The organism is Sorangium sp. So ce302 (assembly GCF_051530145.1).
In the GTDB taxonomy this organism is placed as follows: domain Bacteria; phylum Myxococcota_A; class Polyangia; order Polyangiales; family Polyangiaceae; genus Sorangium; species Sorangium cellulosum_B.
Map to the genome: position 1 here is coordinate 3,090,828 of NZ_CP150326.1, position 16,860 is coordinate 3,107,687.

Consider the following 16,860-nt stretch of genomic DNA (forward strand, 5'->3'; position numbering starts at 1 on the left):
CTACTCGTTGGAGAGACAGATGACTACAGATTCACGGATTCTGCGATGATAGAAGAGCAACTCGGATTGAATGTTGGCGATTTTGTCCGCCGCCTTCACGATTCTCTCGGGGCCGCAGCAAATAAAACAACATCGACCCAACTAGGTCTATTCATTGATACTGCATTCTTTGCTGGCTTGATGCGTGAAGAAGGTCAGTTCGCCGCATTCGCGATCGCGCTTGTTGACGACGAGATGCTCTCTGGCCACGGCGTGAACAGACGGGACTGGAACCCAATGCGATTCGATACGCCTAAACCATTCGATCCAGGGGTGATCGCGAAGCTCGCCCCGGCAATCGATCGACGCCAGACCATTATCGCCGTTTCCCAGCAGGACGCGGGCCTGGTCATCAGCGGTATCATCCGAACGAACACGGGGCGATACCGCTTTGCTCGCGGCGAATCGTCGTCATGTAATGGTATTGCGTACGATCCTGTTATCCTTACGGTGATAGACATCGGCACCATCACCGTCGACATTGGCCGCCGTCGATTTGCAACGATTTCGAGAGGTAGGATTCTTCAGGATGGAGTGGGCGTTTTCGAGGGGGGCCGGATCTTTTCAGAACTAGACAGGTACGCCACCGCCTCCGGTCTAGACGCAGAACTTTATACCAGATTACTGAAGCGTGCTATCCATAGCTTGGCCGATCGCGGACATGGTGGCATCGTGTTGCTAGTTCAGGAGGGCGATCTGTCTTCCTTGGATATTCGCTACTGCGCCAATAATGGATCGTCGGCCATTCAGGATGCTATCCGTTTCGTTGAGGGTGATCCACTGGGGGCCACGATCGATATTGGAAGTGTGTCAGTCCTCGGTGCACCAGAGCCGGAGCCCGCACAAGTTGAAATTGAAAGACAGAGGCGCCGAGCAATCAGGGAGCATGAATTTGAGCAGGACGTTGCCAGTTTTGCTGCCGATCTGGCGAGTGTTGATGGGGCACTCGTGCTTCGACGGGATCTGTCAATCGTCGGATTTGGAGCCCACATTCTATGCGCTGAGCCAAAGGAGGTGCCAATCCGCCTGGCTCGCGACACGGACCCGAAGGGTTTTGCCGATGTGAGCACATCGCCGTTGCTCCGACTGGGGACGAGACACAACTCTACCGCCCGCTTCTGTTACAACCACGCTGATACGATGGCGTTTGTGGTTTCCCAAGACGGCATAGTGTCTTGTCTTACCCGATACGCTGGTAACGCGGTAACGCTCTGGAGGCCCGTCGCAATGGAGCGGCACTGGAGGTGCTGACAAGAGCTGCGCAACAAGCCGCTGCTGCCGACGGCGCTCCCGCGCCGCGGCAGACCGGCAAGTCGTTGGGCGGGGCGCAGCGTCGAGCCACGATGGATGGGGGCTCCACATCGAGAGGCAGCGCGCCTGCATTCCTTCGGCGAACTGGTCCGCGCGCGGTATCATCGCGAAGTTGTGACGCTCGTTCCGCGCCGAGGAATCCAGGCGCAGGGATGGAACGACGCGCGTCTCAACGGTTGCAGCAGAGCACGTGCGTGTCACCGAGGACGATTTCCCCGCTCACCACCGTGGAGTCGGTCGAGGGGGCGCAGGTAGGCTCGTCCTTCGTGAAGATCGACCGCACCGCGCCGATCCGCCCCTGAATCGTGTTCGTGCAGAGCGGCTCATCCAGCCCGGAGATGAGAACGGATCCGAGATCTTCGGAGCAGTCTACCTGTCGGTGCAACGTGGTCTGCACGCGGCAGTCGCCGCCGCTCGGCTTCCCACAAGAGCACGGGCTGCATGTGCGCGTGTCGTTGTAGAGGGGGAACTCCCACTGTATCTCGTGGCCGGCCCAGCACTCTCCGTTCGGCTGCGGCCGATAACAACGGCTGAATCCAGTGAGCACGACCTCCATATCTGGACCACAAGCCCGGACGAAGTTCATGTTTGTATGCCGTAGCGCAGGAACGTCGGGGATAGGTTGGCAGTCCGTGACAAGGGGCGGGTGGATGGTCACAAAGGCATAGGAATCGCCAGGAATGGGGTCGGGAAGAGGAAAGCAGGTCCCATTCCAGGAACTGCCCGGATCGATCCTGCTTACGAGGTCGCTGAGGGCGCAAACGGACGAGGAGTGTGCGTCCACCGTGTGCGAGAGCACGCATCGCGACGGTCCACACGTGCAGGGCTCGCATTCCTCCTCCCCAGGCGTCCCTACCCATCCTTCCCACAAGAGATTGCCATCGCCGTGCGGATCGCATCGAGGAGCATACTCGGGCGCGCCGCTATAGAGCAGGATGAGCTGGTTCGGATCTGGCTCTGGCAGATCGTCTGAGGGGGGCGGGGAGGAGCAGCCGATGGGCACCCATGTGGCCAGCATGCAGAGCACAACCGAGCGCAGCGCGGCTGCTACCTCACGGCCTTCGTCAATTGTCAGCACTGGCATGAATCACCTCCACAAGCTCCACGCTGGAGCAGCAGAAAATTCGGGTCTCGCCGCTCTCGATCGTGCCGTCCACCAGGGAGACATCGGTTGTTGGCGAGCACGTTCCCGGCTCGTCCTGTGCGAAAACCACACGCACTCCTGCCAGAGGCGAATCGTCATGTCCTTCACGGCAGATTTCATCTTCTGTACGGATCTCATTGAGCGAGGCCAGCATGTTCGAGCAGTTCGCGTCGCTGAAGAGCAGCACGTCCGCCACGCAATTTCCACCGACGGGTGCGCCGCATTCGCAGGGCGTGCAGGTACGCGCGTCTCGGATCTTCTCCTGAAACTCGAAGCGCGTGTCGAAGCCCAGCCGGCACGATCCATCGTCTTCGGGTGTAATACACGCGAGCCCTTTGAAGTCTGTTACATACTCATCGGTCCACGGGCAAGCTCGTGCAAACCTCCCGCTGAGGGGTGGCAGAGCAAGCTGCGCCGACGACTTGCACTCGGCAGCCATCGTAGGTGGCTTGAGGATGACCGAGGCGAACGCGTCGCCCGGGACAGGGGACGAGATTTCGGCGCAGTGCCCTGGCGGGTCGGCTGCACCGGCGAGGTTGATCTTCATCCCTTCGCCTGCGCAGAGCGGTGCCTCGTGCGCCAGCATCCTGTCCGGCAGCGCGCACGCGGCAGGGCCGCACGCGCACGGCCCGCATACGTTCTGGTACTGAGGATTCATGGATACATCGGCCCAGCCATCCCAATAGTCGAGTCGGCCATCGGGACAGATGGGGAAATCTGGCGTGTCGCCTACCCACAACATCACCGGGTTGTCGTTGTACCGAGGCTTGGGGATCTCGATGTCATCACCCGCAGCCGAGCAGCGCGGCCGCGCTGAGAGCGAGACAAAAGGTTGATCGCATCGTGAAGCCCTTCCGCTGCTCAGTAATCGACCTTCTGACAAGGGATGATGCCGTCGCAGGGATCGAACTCCCGCTCCGGCGGCGTCATGGCCTGCGGTGGGGGAGCGGCGGGGCGGGTCGTGCGGGGCCGCGGCGCGACGGGCGGCGCGGTAGCCGCTGGTGGCGGCTCGGGGCGCCGCTCGGGAGGCGGAGGTGAGGGCAGTTGGCTGGCTCGGAGGGCGGCTACCAGGACGCCCCGCGCCAGGTGCAGCGCGGCTGCGCGGGGGGGCTGCGTCCGCCAGAGGAGGACCGCCGCCGCGCTGCCCAGCAAGAGCGCGAGCGCGAGCACCGCGCCGATCGAGCGTGGGCTGGAGCGCCGCGCTGGCGTGCCGCTCGGACGCGGAGGGCTCGAGGGCGGCGGCGGTACCGGCAGCATCGGATCGAGGTTCTGCAGGTCGGGCGCCGGAGGCGACGGAGGTGCGACCGGAGGCGCGTGGGTGACGTCACCCCGCGCGTGCCGTGGTGGCACCGCGCTCTGGAGCGTGTCGGGCGCCTCCGAAGAGCGCGGCGTGGCGACCGGAGGCGCGTGGGTGACGCCGGCCCGCGCGTCCCGCGGTATCGCGCTCTTGACTGTATCGGGCGCCTCCGAAGAGCGCGGTGTGGGTCGCGCGACGGCTCGTCCCCCCTCCTCACCCGAGGAGAACGCCTCCGCCTCGTCCTCAACGGGGATCGGCGCGCCCTCGTCCGGCTCGCACCGGGCGCCGGACGGCTCCGCGGGGACGTCACGGGCAGGCCCCGGAGGCTCGCCGAGCTCTTCCCACGCCCGGGCGAAGGGAGTCAGCGCAGCGAGCATCTCTTCGATGCTCGGGTGCCGTCGCTCGGGGTTCTCCGAGAGGGAGAACTTGATCATCCACTGAAGCAGCGGAGGCATCCCGGCGGGAAGGCTCGGGGGCCAGGTCCACGTCGAGAGGGGGCGCTGGCACAAGAGCTCGTACAGGATGGTGCCGAAGCCGTAGACGTCGGTCCGGCGTCCCACGCGTCCACCGCCGATGAGCTCCGGCGGCGCATACCCGTACGGATCTTGATTGGCTTCCTCCGCGCCGAGCTGAAAGAGACGAACGAAGCCGAAGTGCGTTATCGCGTACCGGTCATCGCCCACGACGAAGACCCGGTCCGGGCTGATGGCGCCGTGGATCACGGAGCGCTCATGCGCGCGCACGAGGCAACGGCCGATGTCGATCAGCACCTTGAGCGCGGCCGGCCCGAGGTCGTTCCCGCGCACGGCGTCGATGAGCGGGACCGCGTCGCCGAGCACCGGGGTCGCTGCCCACGCCACGGAGCCGTTCACCCCGCCGTAGAGCACGCGGACGACCTCTGGGACGTCGTCGGAGAGGCGTTGAAGGCGCGCGATTTCTTCGGTGAACGCGCCTTCATCGAGGCTCGACCCCTCGCGGACGTGCAACCAGACGAGGGCTCCCGTGTCGCCGAGCTGCCGAGCGAGGAAGTGACGGACCATGCCGCGCTCCTCTCTGAGCAGCTCGTGGCCTTCCCAGATCTCGCCGGCGGCTACCATACGAGCCTGACCTCCGCGCCGGCGCATCGCGGGCGGATCTCGGCTTTCCCCGGCAATACGACGTACGCGACCGTCGCGGTTCCGAGCGCTGCGCCGGCGAGGAGCGCAGCCGTGCCGAAGGCATGGAACAGGCTTGCTCGTGAGTCGGCGGCGCTGGCTTCGTCGTAGATCTTGCGGAACCGCGCGCTGCTCGGGGCCATCGAGCCGTCCGACAGGCGGGCCACCTTGGCGGACGTCTCGCGCTCGGCGAAGTAGCCGGCCTCGCGAAGCTCGACGGCGGCGAGGAGCAGGGTTACCGAGGCGGCGGCGCCGGCGCTCATGATCCAGGGGGCGCGGGCGCTTGTGACGGGAGCCTTGGGCGCCTCGAAGAGGGGCAGGGGGACGCGCCGCGACTGCCGCGCCTCGACCTTCACGAGCGCATGGACGACCCGCCCCTGCTCGCCCATCGCCGTGACCTCGTGCTGCCCAGGCGCGACGAAGATCGGGCTGCCCGCGCTGACCTCGCGACCGTCCACGAACAGCCGTGCCGTGCCCGGCGGGGGGCTCACATGGAGCTCCGCCACGCGCTGCCGCACCGCTGCGAGATCGGCGTGCCTCACCTCGTAGCGGCGGCGCTCGACGTCATCGGTCGGCGCTGGCATCTTCTCGACGCACTCCTCGAGCTCGGCCGCGGCCTCCTCGAGGCGATCGAGGCGCAGATCGTATTGCCCGAGCTGACACACGGCCATCGTCGAGGGCGCGATCGCGTTGACCCGCGCCCAGAGCTCGCGCGCGCGAGCGAGCTCGAGCCGCTTGGCGGCCTTCTCCGCCTCATCGATGAGCTCCTGGACCTCGCGGGACCGCGGGGGAGGCTCCGCTGCCCCGAGAGGGACGGCGCCGGCAAGGACCACGGACAGGGTGGCGGCTCGCGCTGCATGGACGAAGAGGAGACGATCACCCACCGTTCACCGTGCCGGCATGAAGGGACCACGACGCAGCGCTTACAGCACCAGCGCGGGGGGTGCTCTTCTACACCATGTTGCAACACGAGCGAACGCGGATGTTGCCTGCCTCCGCGCACGACCCCAGTCGTCGCATTGCCTTCATGCGCAAAAAATTCTCATGGATCGCCACAAAAAACAGACCGCCGCACATCTGTGCAACTCCCACGGTCGCCGAAAATCGCTGCCACCCCCGCCCAGGGGCAGCCAGCGCAGCGCGCCCGGGCGCGCGCCGCGCTCCGCGAGCTCCTGGCACAGCAGGCGTACGCCGAGGTGCGCCGCGTAGTACGGGTCCGAGGCCGGCAGGAGCCCGCGGTCCTCCGCGTTCAGCAGGAACACGAGCCGGAGGATCGCGGTGAGCAGGCCGCCGTGGAGGTGCTCCGGGCCGCGGGCGAGCGCGCCCGTCTCGTCGCGCTCGGCCGCGTCCTCGAAGCCGCGGAGCAGGATACCGAGCGCGTCGAAGGCCCGATCCGCGAGCGCGCCCGCGACGTCTGCCTGCTGCGCCCTGCTGTCCCCGGGGACGGGCTGATCCATGCCGAGCGCCCGGAGTGTACGCCAGCGCCGCGCGATCCGCTGCAGGTTTTACCTGCGCGCGGCGTTCAGGGCTTGATCTTCGCCGCGAGCGCTCGTGTGACCGCCGGCCTCGCCCTGATCGCCTTCTCCCAGCGCGCGAGGTTCGGATACGGCTCGATCGCTACCCCCATGCGCGCGGCCCCGGAGATCCACGGAAACGTGGCGATGTCCGCGATCGAGTACTCGTCGGCGAGGTACTCGGACTCGGCGAGGCGGCCGTCGAGCACCTTGTAGATGCGGTCCTGCTCGTTCTGATAGCGCTCGATCGCGTAGGGGATCTTCTCGGGCGCGGCGCTGCGGAAATGGCCGAGCTGGCCGAGCATCGGCCCCACCGCGCCCATCTGGAACATCAGCCACTCGATGACGCGCGACCGGCCCGGCTCGCTCGCGGGCAAGAGCTTGCCCGTCTTCTCGGCGAGGTAGATGAGGATCGCGCCCGACTCGAAGACGGTGACCGGCCCGTTCGGGTGGTCGTGATCCTGCAGCGCGGGGATCTTCCCGTTGGGGTTGATGCGCAGGTACTCCGGCGTTTTCTGCGCGCCGGACCCGATGTCGATCGGCTTGATCTGGTAGGCGAGCCCGAGCTCCTCGAGGAGGATGACGGGCTTGTAGCCGTTCGGCGTGGTCCACGTGTACAGGTCGATCATCTGGTGCTCCCTCCCATCGGCGGTGCCCCCGGCACCCGTCCCGGCAGCTACGGGGATGGTCCCCGGGTGACCCGCGGAGGTCAAGCGAGGGCTGAGGTCCTCGCGCTCCCCCTCGCGCGGCACCTCGACTTCACCCGAGCGAACTCGCGCGTGCGAGGCGCCGTGCGCGCTCAGCATGCCCGCAGGAGGTCCTCGCATGCCCTTCCAAATCGCACCGCCCCTGCTCGAACGCCTGCGCGCTCGACGTCTTGAACAACGTCAGCTGCGGGCAACCCCCAGCGCCGCCGGCGCGCCGCGCGAGCAGACGGGCGGCAACTTCATCGATTTCATTGGGCACCTCTTCGCTGGAACTTCTTCCGTCGATCAGGTGGCCGGGCGGTACGTCGCAGCCATGAACTCTTGGCAGGACGAGGTTGAAGACAAGTACGACGCGTTCCTGCTCGACCCCGGCATGGGACCGATGACCTACCTGACCTCCGACGGCCGCGTTCTCGAGGACCTTCGTGGCTGGGACGGCGATGAGATCGTCGAGGTCGGCGGTTTGCACGCACATTCCGCGCTGATCGTCGGCGCCCGGAAGACGGGCATCGTAGAGCTTCTCGAGCTGATCCCGCAGCCACCTCCTGGGTCGTCGGTCTGCTCGAAGTGCAACGGCAAACGCGTAGCTGAACCGGCCCCCGGATTCGGAATCGAGTTCCCCTGCAACGACTGCGACGCGCGCGGGTGGATTGATGCTGGCTGACTCCCGGAGTGGCTCCGCGCTCCACGCCTCGCGCGCAGGTCGAGTCGAGCGCCTCACCGGCGAAACACGCGTGACGCCCTTGACGCCCTTGACCAGAGGGCCGGTTTGCTCTTCGTTTTCCCCGACCATGAAGCTCGTCATCCGCTCCGCTGGCGTCTGGGGGCATCCCAATCTCCGGACGTGGGCGCCCGACGATCCCGACGCGTTCGCCGAGCTCGTGATGCTGGACATCGGGCCCAGAAAGGGGGCGGGCGCGGATTCCTTCACCCTCAGGGTGGCCACGCCGGCCGGGCTGGATCGGCTGGAGGCACGGGATGGCATCCTGGCCACCCGCCCCCTGCTCGTGATGCGCCGGTACGACTTCGACGATCTCTGGCGCTGGCTCGAGCAGACCGTCGCGTCCTGCGAGGCCGAGACCTGGCCCGCCTGCGTCGAGAACCTCCGGCGCTACTTCGGCTGGGAGTACGAGAGCTACCGGGAGCCGTGACACGGCGCGCGCTCTCCTGTTCGCCCCCGCTCCGCGCCGCAGCGCCGGCGTTCGGCGCGTGCGGCGGCTCCTCCGGCCCGGCCGTCCAGCCGGCGCTCGCGGCCCCCGGAAAGGCGGCGATTGCCGCCGGTGTCAGGCGCATCTACGCGACCGCGCTGGACAGCATTTGGGGGTTGCGGCGCAGAGCCGGTCTGTGAGATTTTGTGTGGGGGAGGTCCCAAAAGGCGACGAACTGGACAGAGCTGGTCCCGCGGCTTCGGTCGATCAGTCGACGGATAGTTCGGTGGCGCGGCTAGACGTCCAACGTCTCGAGGCAACGGCAGGAGGTGAAGGCAATGTCTGGCAATTCAGTTGACTCCGGGGGGTACAGACTCCCTCTGCGCGGCTGCCTGATGATTCATTCGAGCCGCTGCTTGGTGGCTCGGCTTGATTCAGTCGTTGGGCGCCCCTGGGGCGGCACCATTGAAGATAGATCTGCCGACCTTTGCGCCGCTTGTCCGAGGGTAGAGAAATGAGGATGACAATCTTTCTGGAGGAGTACGCGAAGCACACGGCGCTCAACGTCGGGCAAGTGATGCAAGGCGTCCGGTACTTCTACTCTCATCCGGACTGTGATGATGTCGCGCCGCGAGGGACGGTCAAGCACTGTTTCTTGTCGATGTCCCTTCGAGCGAGGCGAATCGCGAACGACCTCTTCTTTTCCGTGATTCCACCTCACTGGCATCACACGCCAGAGGAGCTTCGCGGGATGCGACCGATCCCGATCAAGAAGTGGTTCTTCTATGGATATTCAGCCTGGCAATTCGACGAGTCCGGGGAGGTCAGAGCCGACCTCGACGGAACAGAGGATCGAAGATGGGATCCGCGATGCCAGAAGCCACAGACTTGACGGGTGGAGCGCCTGACGACGGTCTGCGGCCCGCGGGATCCCGGTCGAGCACGTCCACGTGAGCGCCCCGGCGGTGCTCGATTGAGGCCATTATCCATGAATGTACAACCCTACAAGCTCGGTTCGCTGGCACCCGATAGCCGCTGGGTCGAGCATCGATACCCGGACGCGTGGGATCTCCAGCGCACCACGGGCCCCGATCGCCTGGTGCTCGCGCCGGCCGAACGCCAGATCGACCTCATCCTCGATCTCCTGCGACCGTTGCCGGCGCCGTTCGGTGTTCTCCACGTGCTCGTTGTGTCCCGCTGCGGCAACGCGGCTGCTCGGCGGCAGGAACCAGCCCCGATGCAGTTGCGAGATGTGGCCGGCTTTCTTCGCGAATTCGAAGAGTTCTTCGAGCGCGATGGCCGCCATCACGTCTGGGTCACATCGTTGCCCTCGCAGAGCACGATCGTCTACGACAACCACAACATTGTCTACGCCTACGGCCCGCTCGAGCAGTTTGTCGGCCATGCTGAGGCGCGCGGCCTGGCACGGCGCGCGATCGAGATCCCTGTCCCGCACCATCACTGCTTCAATTCCGAGTATGACGATGCTGAGGCAGCGCTGCTCGCTCGCTTCGATTGGCTTGAGTTTCCGCTCCAGCCTGGAGACGACCCGTGATCGCGGTGGCTCTCGGTGTCGCCGACGCTGGCCGACCTGGGTCTGCTGCCGATGAGAGGGTGAGCACGCGTCCCCGCTCGCGGCAGAGGCCCCGTTCGGCAGCAAAGGGGAGGCGATGCTTTCATGGGCTGAAGTGAAGCCGCTGATCTCGCGGATCGTCGGCCCGCGGCTGGTCGATCTCGGGTTCCACAACCCAGGCCATGCCATGTGGCGGTTTCGCCCGTACTTCGTTGATGTCGTCTGGTTTCATTGCCCTCGCGCCGGCATCTTCCAGGTCGAGTTTGGCTGTGGGCTGCGCAAAGCGGTCCGAAACAATCCGGCTCCCTGGCATTGCCAGTTCCGCACCCAGCCGGGGCATTCGTTCAACTGGGAGGATACACCCAGGTCGTTTCGCCTGTCGGAGTCGGAGCAAGCCGAGGTCCTTCGGCTACTCGCCCCTCGGGTCGTGGCGGCCGCAAAGCGGTGGTTCTCTCATTTCGACACGATCGACAGCGCCATCCGCGCACTGGAGAGCAATCCGTTGTCGGGGCCGCGAAGTGTAGCGCTCTGCGCCCCAGGTAGCCCTGCATACAACGAGGCGATGTCCGAGCTGCGCGCCGCGGCGGCCGGTGTGGCCGGACAACCCGCTGCGGCGGACGAGGCCGGGGCTGCGCACCGCCCTCGCCGCTGAGCGCGAACGTTGTCGCTCGCGATGAGCGGCGCGCATGCCACGGCTTCGGCAACTGAGCAGCTACGGCTGCTCTCCCCCTCTGGCAGCGGACGCCTACGGGGAGGGCCGCGGCCTGCCCTCGCCGGCGCCGAGCGCGGCGGCCCCCGCGGGCTCGCCCTGCGCGAGCGCGCCCGGCAGCGCCGCGCGGGCGCCGCTTTCGGCCTCGAGCGACGCGGCCGCGACGAGCTCCTCCGGCGAGAGGATCCGGTCGATGTCGAGCAGCAAGAGGAGCCTGTCGCCCACCTTGCCGAGGCCGACGAGGTGGCCCTGGCGGGCCCGCATGCCGAACGGCGGCGGCGGCTCGATCGCCGCCGCGTCGAGGTCCACGACGTCGCCCACGGCGTCGATGAAGAGGCCCATCCGGGTGAGCTCGCCGTCGAACTCCGTCTCGACGATGAGGATGCAGCTCCGCCGCGCGATCACCGACGCCGGGAGCCCGAGCCGGACGGCGAGGTCGATGACCGGGATCACGCGCCCCCTCAGGTTGAGCACGCCGAGCACGGCCTGCGGCATCCTCGGCACCCGGGTGATCGCGGTGATCTCGACGATCTCCCGCGCGCGGAGGATGTCCAGCGCGAGCTCGTCGCCGCCCACGAAGAACGAGATGTACTGCGACGATCGAGGCTCCGGCGCGGCGCTCACGGGACCTCCGCGCGTGCGGAGGCGGCCCGATCCGCGCCCCGCGGCGGAAAGCGCTCGAACTCGGCGTCCTCGTGCAGCGCCGCGGGGGAGCGCAGGGCCCCGTTCGTCCTGGCCCGGGCGAGCGTCCCGAGCACGGCGGCGCCGTTCGAGGCGCCCGGCGAGGCCGGGGAGCCCTCCCGGGAGGGCGGCGGGGGGCGCCGCGCGTCGCCCGCGCCGGGGGCGCGCGGCACGCGGGTGCGCTCGGGGAACGCGTGCTCGTCGCCCACCTGGAAGAAGCGCAGCATGCCCGAGAGCGCGTCCGCCTGGGCCGCGAGCTCCTCGGCCGTGCTGGCGAGCTCCTCGCTGATCGCGGCGTTGCGCTGCGTCACCTCGTCGACGCGGCGCATGGCGCTGTTCACCTGGCCGACCGCGTCGGCCTGGTTGAGCGAAGCGGTCGCCACCTCCTGCGTGAGCGCCGAGGTCCGCCGGATCGAGGGCGCCATCTCCTCGAGCAGCTGCCCCGAGCGATCGGCGACCTGCACGCTCGTCGACGCGAGCGCGCCGATCTCCTTGGCGGCGGCCTGGCTCCGCTCCGCAAGGCGGCGGACCTCGCTCGCGACCACGGCGAAGCCGCGGCCGTGCTCGCCGGCCCGGGCCGCCTCGATCGACGCGTTCAGCGCGAGCAGGTTGGTCTGGTACGCGATCTCCTGCACGATCGAGACCTTCTCGGCGATGTCGCGCATCGCGGCCACGGTGCGCTGGACCGCCGTGAGGCTCTGCTCCGCGGCGGCCGCGGCGCCGGTGGCGAGCTCGCCGGTCTGCTGGCTGCTCTCGGCGTTCTTCTGGATCGAGCCGCTCACCTCCGAGAGGCTCGCCGACGTCTCCTCCACCGCGGCCGCCTGCTCGCTCGTGCCCTGCGACAGGTTCTGCGAGGTGGCCGAGATCTGCGTCGAGGCCGCGGCGAGCGACTCGGCGCCCGTGCGGATCTCCAGGAGGACGGTCGAGAGCTTGTCCGCCATCTCCCCCATCGCCTCCTCCAGCTGCCCGAGCTCGTCGCGGCCCGCGGCCACGCCCCGGTGCCGCAGATCGCCGTCGGCGATCCGCCTGGCGAGCCCCACGGCCGAGCTCAGCGGACCCGTGATGCTGCGCGAGAGGAGGACGCTGACGAGCACGCCGACCGCCAGCGCCACGAAGGCGATGAGGCCCATGTCCCGCGAGGCGCGCTGTGCGTCGCCGCTCAGGGACGCCTGCAGCACCTCCATGTCCCTCGTGCTCGCCTGGGCGAAGCCCTCGGCCGATTCCTCGAACCGGTGGATCTCGTCCTTGTAGCCGGTCATCACGGCGTTCGCCGCCTGGGCCGTGGGCAGCTGCCCGGCGAGCGTTTCCTGCATCACGCGGCGAAAGCCGACGACGTAGCTCGCCAGGTCGCGCCGCATCGCGGCGACCGACTCCCGCTCGTGGGGCAGCGTCACGCGGCGGTCGAGCTCGTCCAGCCGGCGCTGGATCTGCGCCTCGAGCTCGTTCCATTTCTCCTGATACCCCTGCTGGACCGGGCGATCGCCCATGGTGAGGAAGCAGTCTTTCTCGTAGCGGCGGAGCTCCAAGAGGTCCCGCTCGAGCTGCAGCGCGATCGTGAGCTCCCGGACGTCCGACACCAGGATCTCGTGCGTCTTCTCCGCGACGGAGGTCAGGCCGAGGTGCCCCGAGATCGCGATGGCGACCATGAGCATCGCCATGAACGCGAGCGAGAGCGAGAGACGCAGCGCTATCCTGAGCTGGTTCATCGTGTCCTTCCCTCCGGATCCATCGCCCCTCCCCGCGCCTCCGAGGGGGGAGCCCGCCGCCATTGATCCCTGGGCGCGAGCTCGCCGCCGCTGGCGCGGCCGCGGGTGAGGTCGTTCATCAGAGCGTCCACATCGAGGATCAGCGCGAGCCTGCCGTCGGCGAGGACCGTGGAGCCGGTGATCCCACGGGTGCGGCGGAAGAGCCGGCCGAGCGGCTTGATGACCGTCCTGCCCTCGCCGTCGAGCGAGTCGACCACGAGGCCGGCCTGGCCCCCCTCGTGGGCCACCACGACCACGCTCTCGCGGGCCGGCGCAGGCCCGGAGAGCCCGAAGAGGTCGCGGAGCCGCACGCACGGCAGTGCGCGCCCGTGCACGTGAAGGACGCCGCCCGGGCCCGCGGCGAGGGCGCGGCGCGGGAGCCCGACGCAGGCGACGACCGCGCGGAGCGGGATGACATAACGCTCGCCGGCGGCGCTCACCGAGAAGCCCTCGATCGTCGCGAGGGTGAGCGGGAGCCGGAGGATCAGCGTGGTGCCGACCCCCGCGGCGCTCTCGATCCCGATCGAGCCCTCCAGCGACTCGACGCGGCGCCGCACCACGTCCATGCCCATCCCCCGGCCGGACAGGTCGGAGACGGTCGTGGCGGTGGAGAAGCCCGGCTCGAACACCAAGTTGTAGAGCTCGCTGTCGGAGAGCGCGTCGGCGTCCGGACACCTGCCCTGCGCGCTGGCCCGCGCCGCGATCCGGGCGCGGCTCATCCCCGCGCCGTCGTCGGAGACGCGGAGCGCGATGCCGCCGCCCTCGTGCGTGGCGCGCAGGGTGATGGTCCCGCGCGCGTCCTTGCCGCACGCCTTCCGTACCTCGGGCGGCTCGAGGCCGTGATCGATGCCGTTGCGGATGAGGTGGGTCAGCGCGTCGCGGAGGCGCTCGATCACCGCGGTGTCCACCTCGACGTCGCCGTGCACGACAACGAGGCGCGCGAGCTTGCCGTGCGACCGGGCGAGATCGCGCACGGCGCGCTCGTACTGCCGGAACCAGGGGCCGACAGGCACCATCCGCGCGCGGCGGATCGCCTCCTCGAGCTTGGTGTTCAGCCGGTCGAGCTCCTCGAGGCCGTCCCGCAGCGCCGCGCCGACGGCGCCGCCCGCGAGCTGGACCTCCCGCGCGATCCGGTTCCGGGTGACCGCGACCTCGCCGATGAGATCGACCATGGAATCGAGCTTCTCGACGGTGATGCGGACGGTCTTCGCGCCCGAGCTCCGGTCGCCCTCGTCCGCGGCGCTCGAGGTGGCCCCCTTCGACGTCGCGGGGGTCAAGTCGCGCTCGGTGCGCCGGGCGCCCCTGAGCCGCTCGAGCACGCGCACGGGCAGCGAGGTCGACCCCGGCGGCTCCTCTCCGGCGACCATCTCCGCGAGCTGGCGGCGCGCCGAGTCGACCGTCTCGAGGAGCAGCGAGACCACCATGCCGGTCACCGGCAGCGTGCCCCGGTGCAGATCCTCGATCACGTCCTCGGCGGCGTGGGTGAGCTCGCTCAGCCCGTGGGCGCCGACGGAGCTGGCGTTGCCCTTCATCGTGTGGGCGACGCGGAAGATGCGCTCCAGGAGGTGGCCGGCGTCGGGACGCCGCTCGAGCTCGAGGAGCGCGCTCTCGAGCTCGTCGAGGTGCTCGGCCGTCTCGGCGGCGAACATCTGCATGAGCGCGGCCCGCTCGGCATCCATCGCGGTCACAAGGGCTGGATGGCGGCGCTGCCGTCGTCGGTGCGGAAGATGAGCTTCCGGCCCTGGCTGCCGCCCGTGTCCTGCTGGACGACCCGGATCCCGGCGGCGCGCAGCACCATGACCCCGACCGTCACGTTCTGGTGTCCGAGGTGCGAGTCCCGCTCCCGGAAGGCGGAGATCATGCAGGCGCCGCCGACGATCCGGGCCTGGAGCGAGCGGGGCGTGGCGCCGAGGGCCGCCAGACGATCGAGGAGCTGCTGAAAGGCGGTGTCTCCGAAGCGCCCGAGCGGCAGCTTGAGGTTGGGGCAGCTGGGGAGCACGTAGTGGTTCATGCCGCCCACGCCGAGCGCCGGCTCCCAGAGGCAGATCGCGACGCACGAGCCGACGATCGTGGTGATGATCGTCGGCTCGCCCGACGCGAAGACGTTGCCCGGCGTGAGGTAGTGGGGCTGCGGGCTGCGCGGGGGGGGCGCGCTCAGCCGCGCTCCTCCAGCGCCGTACCGCTGCGACGGGGGCTTGAGCATCGTCATCGCATCTCCAGGGCGCCGCAGCGCTCCCGCCCCGCGCAGAACGGCCCGGCCGCCAGCGTGCCGAGCGCTTCGAGAAGAGCCTTGTCGATCGGCCCGAGCTCGGGTTTCTGCGAGAGCAGGTGGAAGACGGCGATGACGCCGACCACGCGCTCGTCCATCGTGAGCGGGACACAGGCCATGACGTCGCCCTCGCCGCGCGCGCAGGGGGCCTGGGGGGTGGCCGGATCGCTGCCGAGCGCGGCGCCCTGCCGGAAATACGGCTCGATCCGCCGCGCCACGCGCCCCACGATGCCCTCTTCCGGCGCCAAGAGGACGGCGGACGACGGAGCGACGCCGTAGGCCGCGACGACCCTCACCGCCCCGCTGCCGTCGATCTCGAAGACGGCGATCTCCTCGGAGCCGACGAGGTTCGCGATGATGTCCTGGAGGGCGCGGCACGCCTCCTCACGGGTCCGGAGCGGCAGGAGCCGGCGGCTCGCGACATAGAGGCTCGCGAGCTGCGAGCGCTGCTGTTCCTCCTCGGCGCATCGAGCGGCGGCGAGCGCGAGCGCCGCCTCGGCGCAGACGGCGCGGGCCTCGAGGCGCCCGCGGGCCCTCCGAACCCGGACGAGCAGCCGGCCGAGCGCGCGGGCGCGCCGCGCGAGCCGCTTCTTCTGCCCTTCGAGCGCGCTCACGTGCGCTCGTGACGATCGCTCGCGGCGCACCGCGCGCTCCACCCCGCGTTCCGCTTGTCCATCACGCGACATGTCGGTCTTCACCTCATTCGCCGAGACAGCTCTTGACCTTCTCGAGGAGCTCCAGGGAGTCGATGGGCTTCGTGATGTAGTCGGAGCAGCCACAGCGAAACCCCTCTTCCCTGTGCGAGACCTCGCCTCGGCTCGTGACGAGGACAATGGGCGTCTCCCGCGTAGCCTCCTCCGATCGCAGCCTCCGGCAGGCCTCGAATCCATCCATGGCCGGCATGATCACGTCGAGCAGGATCAGATCAGGTCGCTCGGCGAGCGCCCTGGCCACCGCCGCGCTGCCGTCCTTGGCAGTGACCACGTCATAGCTCTTCCGGAGGATCATCTGCTCCATCATCAGGACGGTCTCCGAGTCGTCCACCAGCAGGATCTTCTTTCGAGACACCACCGCCTCCCCTCGCAGGCAACGAAGGCCACTCGAGCGCTCGCCCGCGCGGCTCGAACGCCCGCTCTCCCCAAGGGGCGTCGCCTTTGCCCAAGGTACGCTCGGGTCACGCCCCAAGTAAACATCAATCGAGGCAAGAACACTCGGACATACAGCATCTTTCTATTGGGCTGGCGGGCCGGCGGGCCAACGGGCCGGCAGATCGGCCCGCCGGCCTCGACCTTCTCGACAGCGCGGGTGCGAGGGCCGGACGCCACGGCGCGAGCGTCTGTGTCTGGCGGAGGTGCAGAGACCCTTTGGAAGGGGACGCAACAAAGCCATCGTGTTGTACGGCCGCTTACGACGTGGGCGGACACGCCAGAGCTCCGGGCTCCCATGGGTCGGGAGACGGTGTTCTCTGGTGAGCGCAGGCGGTCAGTTGTGGTGTTCGACGTGGACGTGCCCGCGCGGCGCACGTGCGCCGTGGCCAGATCGAAGCGCGGCGAGCCGTCAGGGGCGGAG

18 protein-coding genes are annotated in these 16,860 nt (G+C 68.5%); 6 read left to right on the forward strand and 12 right to left on the reverse strand.

The annotated features are described in order from the left end of the window. Positions 1-45 precede the first annotated feature (45 nt). Positions 46-1,290 carry a putative sensor domain DACNV-containing protein gene (locus WME73_RS12125; RefSeq protein ID WP_437915797.1) on the forward strand — a complete coding sequence of 415 codons (1,245 nt, stop codon included), beginning with the start codon at positions 46-48 and terminating at the stop codon, positions 1,288-1,290. Between the two features lie 229 nt (positions 1,291-1,519). Here WME73_RS12125 and WME73_RS12130 read toward each other — a convergent pair whose 3' ends face one another. The 6 genes from WME73_RS12130 to WME73_RS12155 form a co-directional block, all read right to left on the reverse strand. Then, the gene (locus WME73_RS12130) at positions 1,520-1,936 is read right to left on the reverse strand and encodes a hypothetical protein (RefSeq protein ID WP_437915798.1); all 417 of its coding nucleotides are present in this window, start codon (positions 1,934-1,936) and stop codon (positions 1,520-1,522) included. Between the two features lie 478 nt (positions 1,937-2,414). Further along, positions 2,415-3,041 carry a hypothetical protein gene (locus WME73_RS12135; RefSeq protein WP_437915799.1) on the reverse strand — a complete coding sequence of 209 codons (627 nt, stop codon included), beginning with the start codon at positions 3,039-3,041 and terminating at the stop codon, positions 2,415-2,417. 314 nt (positions 3,042-3,355) lie between these two features. After that, on the reverse strand, positions 3,356-4,831 hold the full coding sequence (locus WME73_RS12140) for a serine/threonine protein kinase (protein ID WP_437915800.1): 1,476 nt from the start codon (positions 4,829-4,831) through the stop codon (positions 3,356-3,358). A gap of 50 nt (positions 4,832-4,881) precedes the next feature. Beyond that, on the reverse strand, positions 4,882-5,829 hold the full coding sequence (locus WME73_RS12145) for a hypothetical protein (RefSeq protein WP_437915801.1): 948 nt from the start codon (positions 5,827-5,829) through the stop codon (positions 4,882-4,884). A gap of 141 nt (positions 5,830-5,970) precedes the next feature. Next, a complete protein-coding gene (locus WME73_RS12150) occupies positions 5,971-6,402 on the reverse strand; it encodes a hypothetical protein (protein WP_437915802.1) in 432 nt (143 codons plus the stop codon). Between the two features lie 65 nt (positions 6,403-6,467). Then, positions 6,468-7,088 carry a glutathione S-transferase family protein gene (locus WME73_RS12155; RefSeq protein WP_437915803.1) on the reverse strand — a complete coding sequence of 207 codons (621 nt, stop codon included), beginning with the start codon at positions 7,086-7,088 and terminating at the stop codon, positions 6,468-6,470. Positions 7,089-7,284: 196 nt separating this feature from the next. Between WME73_RS12155 and WME73_RS12160 the strand changes: the two genes are divergently transcribed. From WME73_RS12160 to WME73_RS12180, 5 genes are all read left to right on the forward strand, one after another. Continuing rightward, positions 7,285-7,830, forward strand: coding sequence for a hypothetical protein (locus WME73_RS12160; RefSeq protein WP_437915804.1), 546 nt, complete (start codon positions 7,285-7,287; stop codon positions 7,828-7,830). Between the two features lie 127 nt (positions 7,831-7,957). Beyond that, on the forward strand, positions 7,958-8,317 hold the full coding sequence (locus WME73_RS12165) for an immunity 8 family protein (RefSeq protein ID WP_437915805.1): 360 nt from the start codon (positions 7,958-7,960) through the stop codon (positions 8,315-8,317). 517 nt (positions 8,318-8,834) lie between these two features. Beyond that, positions 8,835-9,206 carry a hypothetical protein gene (locus tag WME73_RS12170; protein ID WP_437915806.1) on the forward strand — a complete coding sequence of 124 codons (372 nt, stop codon included), beginning with the start codon at positions 8,835-8,837 and terminating at the stop codon, positions 9,204-9,206. A gap of 96 nt (positions 9,207-9,302) precedes the next feature. Then, positions 9,303-9,869: a hypothetical protein gene (locus tag WME73_RS12175; RefSeq protein ID WP_437915807.1), complete on the forward strand. Its 567-nt coding sequence runs from the start codon at positions 9,303-9,305 to the stop codon at positions 9,867-9,869. Positions 9,870-10,002: 133 nt separating this feature from the next. After that, positions 10,003-10,539 carry a hypothetical protein gene (locus tag WME73_RS12180; protein ID WP_437915808.1) on the forward strand — a complete coding sequence of 179 codons (537 nt, stop codon included), beginning with the start codon at positions 10,003-10,005 and terminating at the stop codon, positions 10,537-10,539. 93 nt (positions 10,540-10,632) lie between these two features. Here WME73_RS12180 and WME73_RS12185 read toward each other — a convergent pair whose 3' ends face one another. From WME73_RS12185 to WME73_RS12210, 6 genes are all read right to left on the reverse strand, one after another. Beyond that, positions 10,633-11,220 carry a chemotaxis protein CheW gene (locus tag WME73_RS12185; RefSeq protein ID WP_437915809.1) on the reverse strand — a complete coding sequence of 196 codons (588 nt, stop codon included), beginning with the start codon at positions 11,218-11,220 and terminating at the stop codon, positions 10,633-10,635. Beyond that, on the reverse strand, positions 11,217-12,983 hold the full coding sequence (locus WME73_RS12190; RefSeq protein WP_437915810.1) for a methyl-accepting chemotaxis protein: 1,767 nt from the start codon (positions 12,981-12,983) through the stop codon (positions 11,217-11,219). The genes WME73_RS12185 and WME73_RS12190 overlap by 4 nt, the downstream gene beginning before the upstream one ends. Further along, on the reverse strand, positions 12,980-14,701 hold the full coding sequence (locus WME73_RS12195) for a chemotaxis protein CheA (protein ID WP_437917383.1): 1,722 nt from the start codon (positions 14,699-14,701) through the stop codon (positions 12,980-12,982). Before WME73_RS12195 ends, WME73_RS12190 begins: the two co-directional genes overlap by 4 nt. Before the next feature lie 5 nt (positions 14,702-14,706). Next, entirely contained in the window at positions 14,707-15,231 is a 525-nt protein-coding gene (locus tag WME73_RS12200; RefSeq protein WP_437745643.1) for a chemotaxis protein CheD, read from the reverse strand. Next, positions 15,228-15,905: a GAF domain-containing protein gene (locus tag WME73_RS12205; protein ID WP_437745644.1), complete on the reverse strand. Its 678-nt coding sequence runs from the start codon at positions 15,903-15,905 to the stop codon at positions 15,228-15,230. Before WME73_RS12205 ends, WME73_RS12200 begins: the two co-directional genes overlap by 4 nt. An 85-nt stretch (positions 15,906-15,990) precedes the next feature. Beyond that, positions 15,991-16,359 (reverse strand): response regulator, encoded by a 369-nt coding sequence (locus WME73_RS12210; protein WP_437299247.1) that lies wholly within the window; start codon positions 16,357-16,359, stop codon positions 15,991-15,993. Between the last annotated feature and the right edge of the window lie 501 nt (positions 16,360-16,860).

Coding starts and splice junctions, on each gene's coding strand:
- WME73_RS12125 (WP_437915797.1), top strand. CDS start 46: ATGATAGAAGAGCAACTCGGATTGAATGTTGGCGATTTTGTCCGCCGC.
- WME73_RS12130 (WP_437915798.1), bottom strand. CDS start 1,936: ATGAACTTCGTCCGGGCTTGTGGTCCAGATATGGAGGTCGTGCTCACT.
- WME73_RS12135 (WP_437915799.1), bottom strand. CDS start 3,041: ATGAAGATCAACCTCGCCGGTGCAGCCGACCCGCCAGGGCACTGCGCC.
- WME73_RS12140 (WP_437915800.1), bottom strand. CDS start 4,831: ATGGTCCGTCACTTCCTCGCTCGGCAGCTCGGCGACACGGGAGCCCTC.
- WME73_RS12150 (WP_437915802.1), bottom strand. CDS start 6,402: ATGGATCAGCCCGTCCCCGGGGACAGCAGGGCGCAGCAGGCAGACGTC.
- WME73_RS12155 (WP_437915803.1), bottom strand. CDS start 7,088: ATGATCGACCTGTACACGTGGACCACGCCGAACGGCTACAAGCCCGTC.
- WME73_RS12160 (WP_437915804.1), top strand. CDS start 7,285: ATGCCCTTCCAAATCGCACCGCCCCTGCTCGAACGCCTGCGCGCTCGA.
- WME73_RS12165 (WP_437915805.1), top strand. CDS start 7,958: ATGAAGCTCGTCATCCGCTCCGCTGGCGTCTGGGGGCATCCCAATCTC.
- WME73_RS12170 (WP_437915806.1), top strand. CDS start 8,835: ATGACAATCTTTCTGGAGGAGTACGCGAAGCACACGGCGCTCAACGTC.
- WME73_RS12175 (WP_437915807.1), top strand. CDS start 9,303: ATGAATGTACAACCCTACAAGCTCGGTTCGCTGGCACCCGATAGCCGC.
- WME73_RS12190 (WP_437915810.1), bottom strand. CDS start 12,983: ATGAACCAGCTCAGGATAGCGCTGCGTCTCTCGCTCTCGCTCGCGTTC.
- WME73_RS12195 (WP_437917383.1), bottom strand. CDS start 14,701: ATGGATGCCGAGCGGGCCGCGCTCATGCAGATGTTCGCCGCCGAGACG.
- WME73_RS12200 (WP_437745643.1), bottom strand. CDS start 15,231: ATGACGATGCTCAAGCCCCCGTCGCAGCGGTACGGCGCTGGAGGAGCG.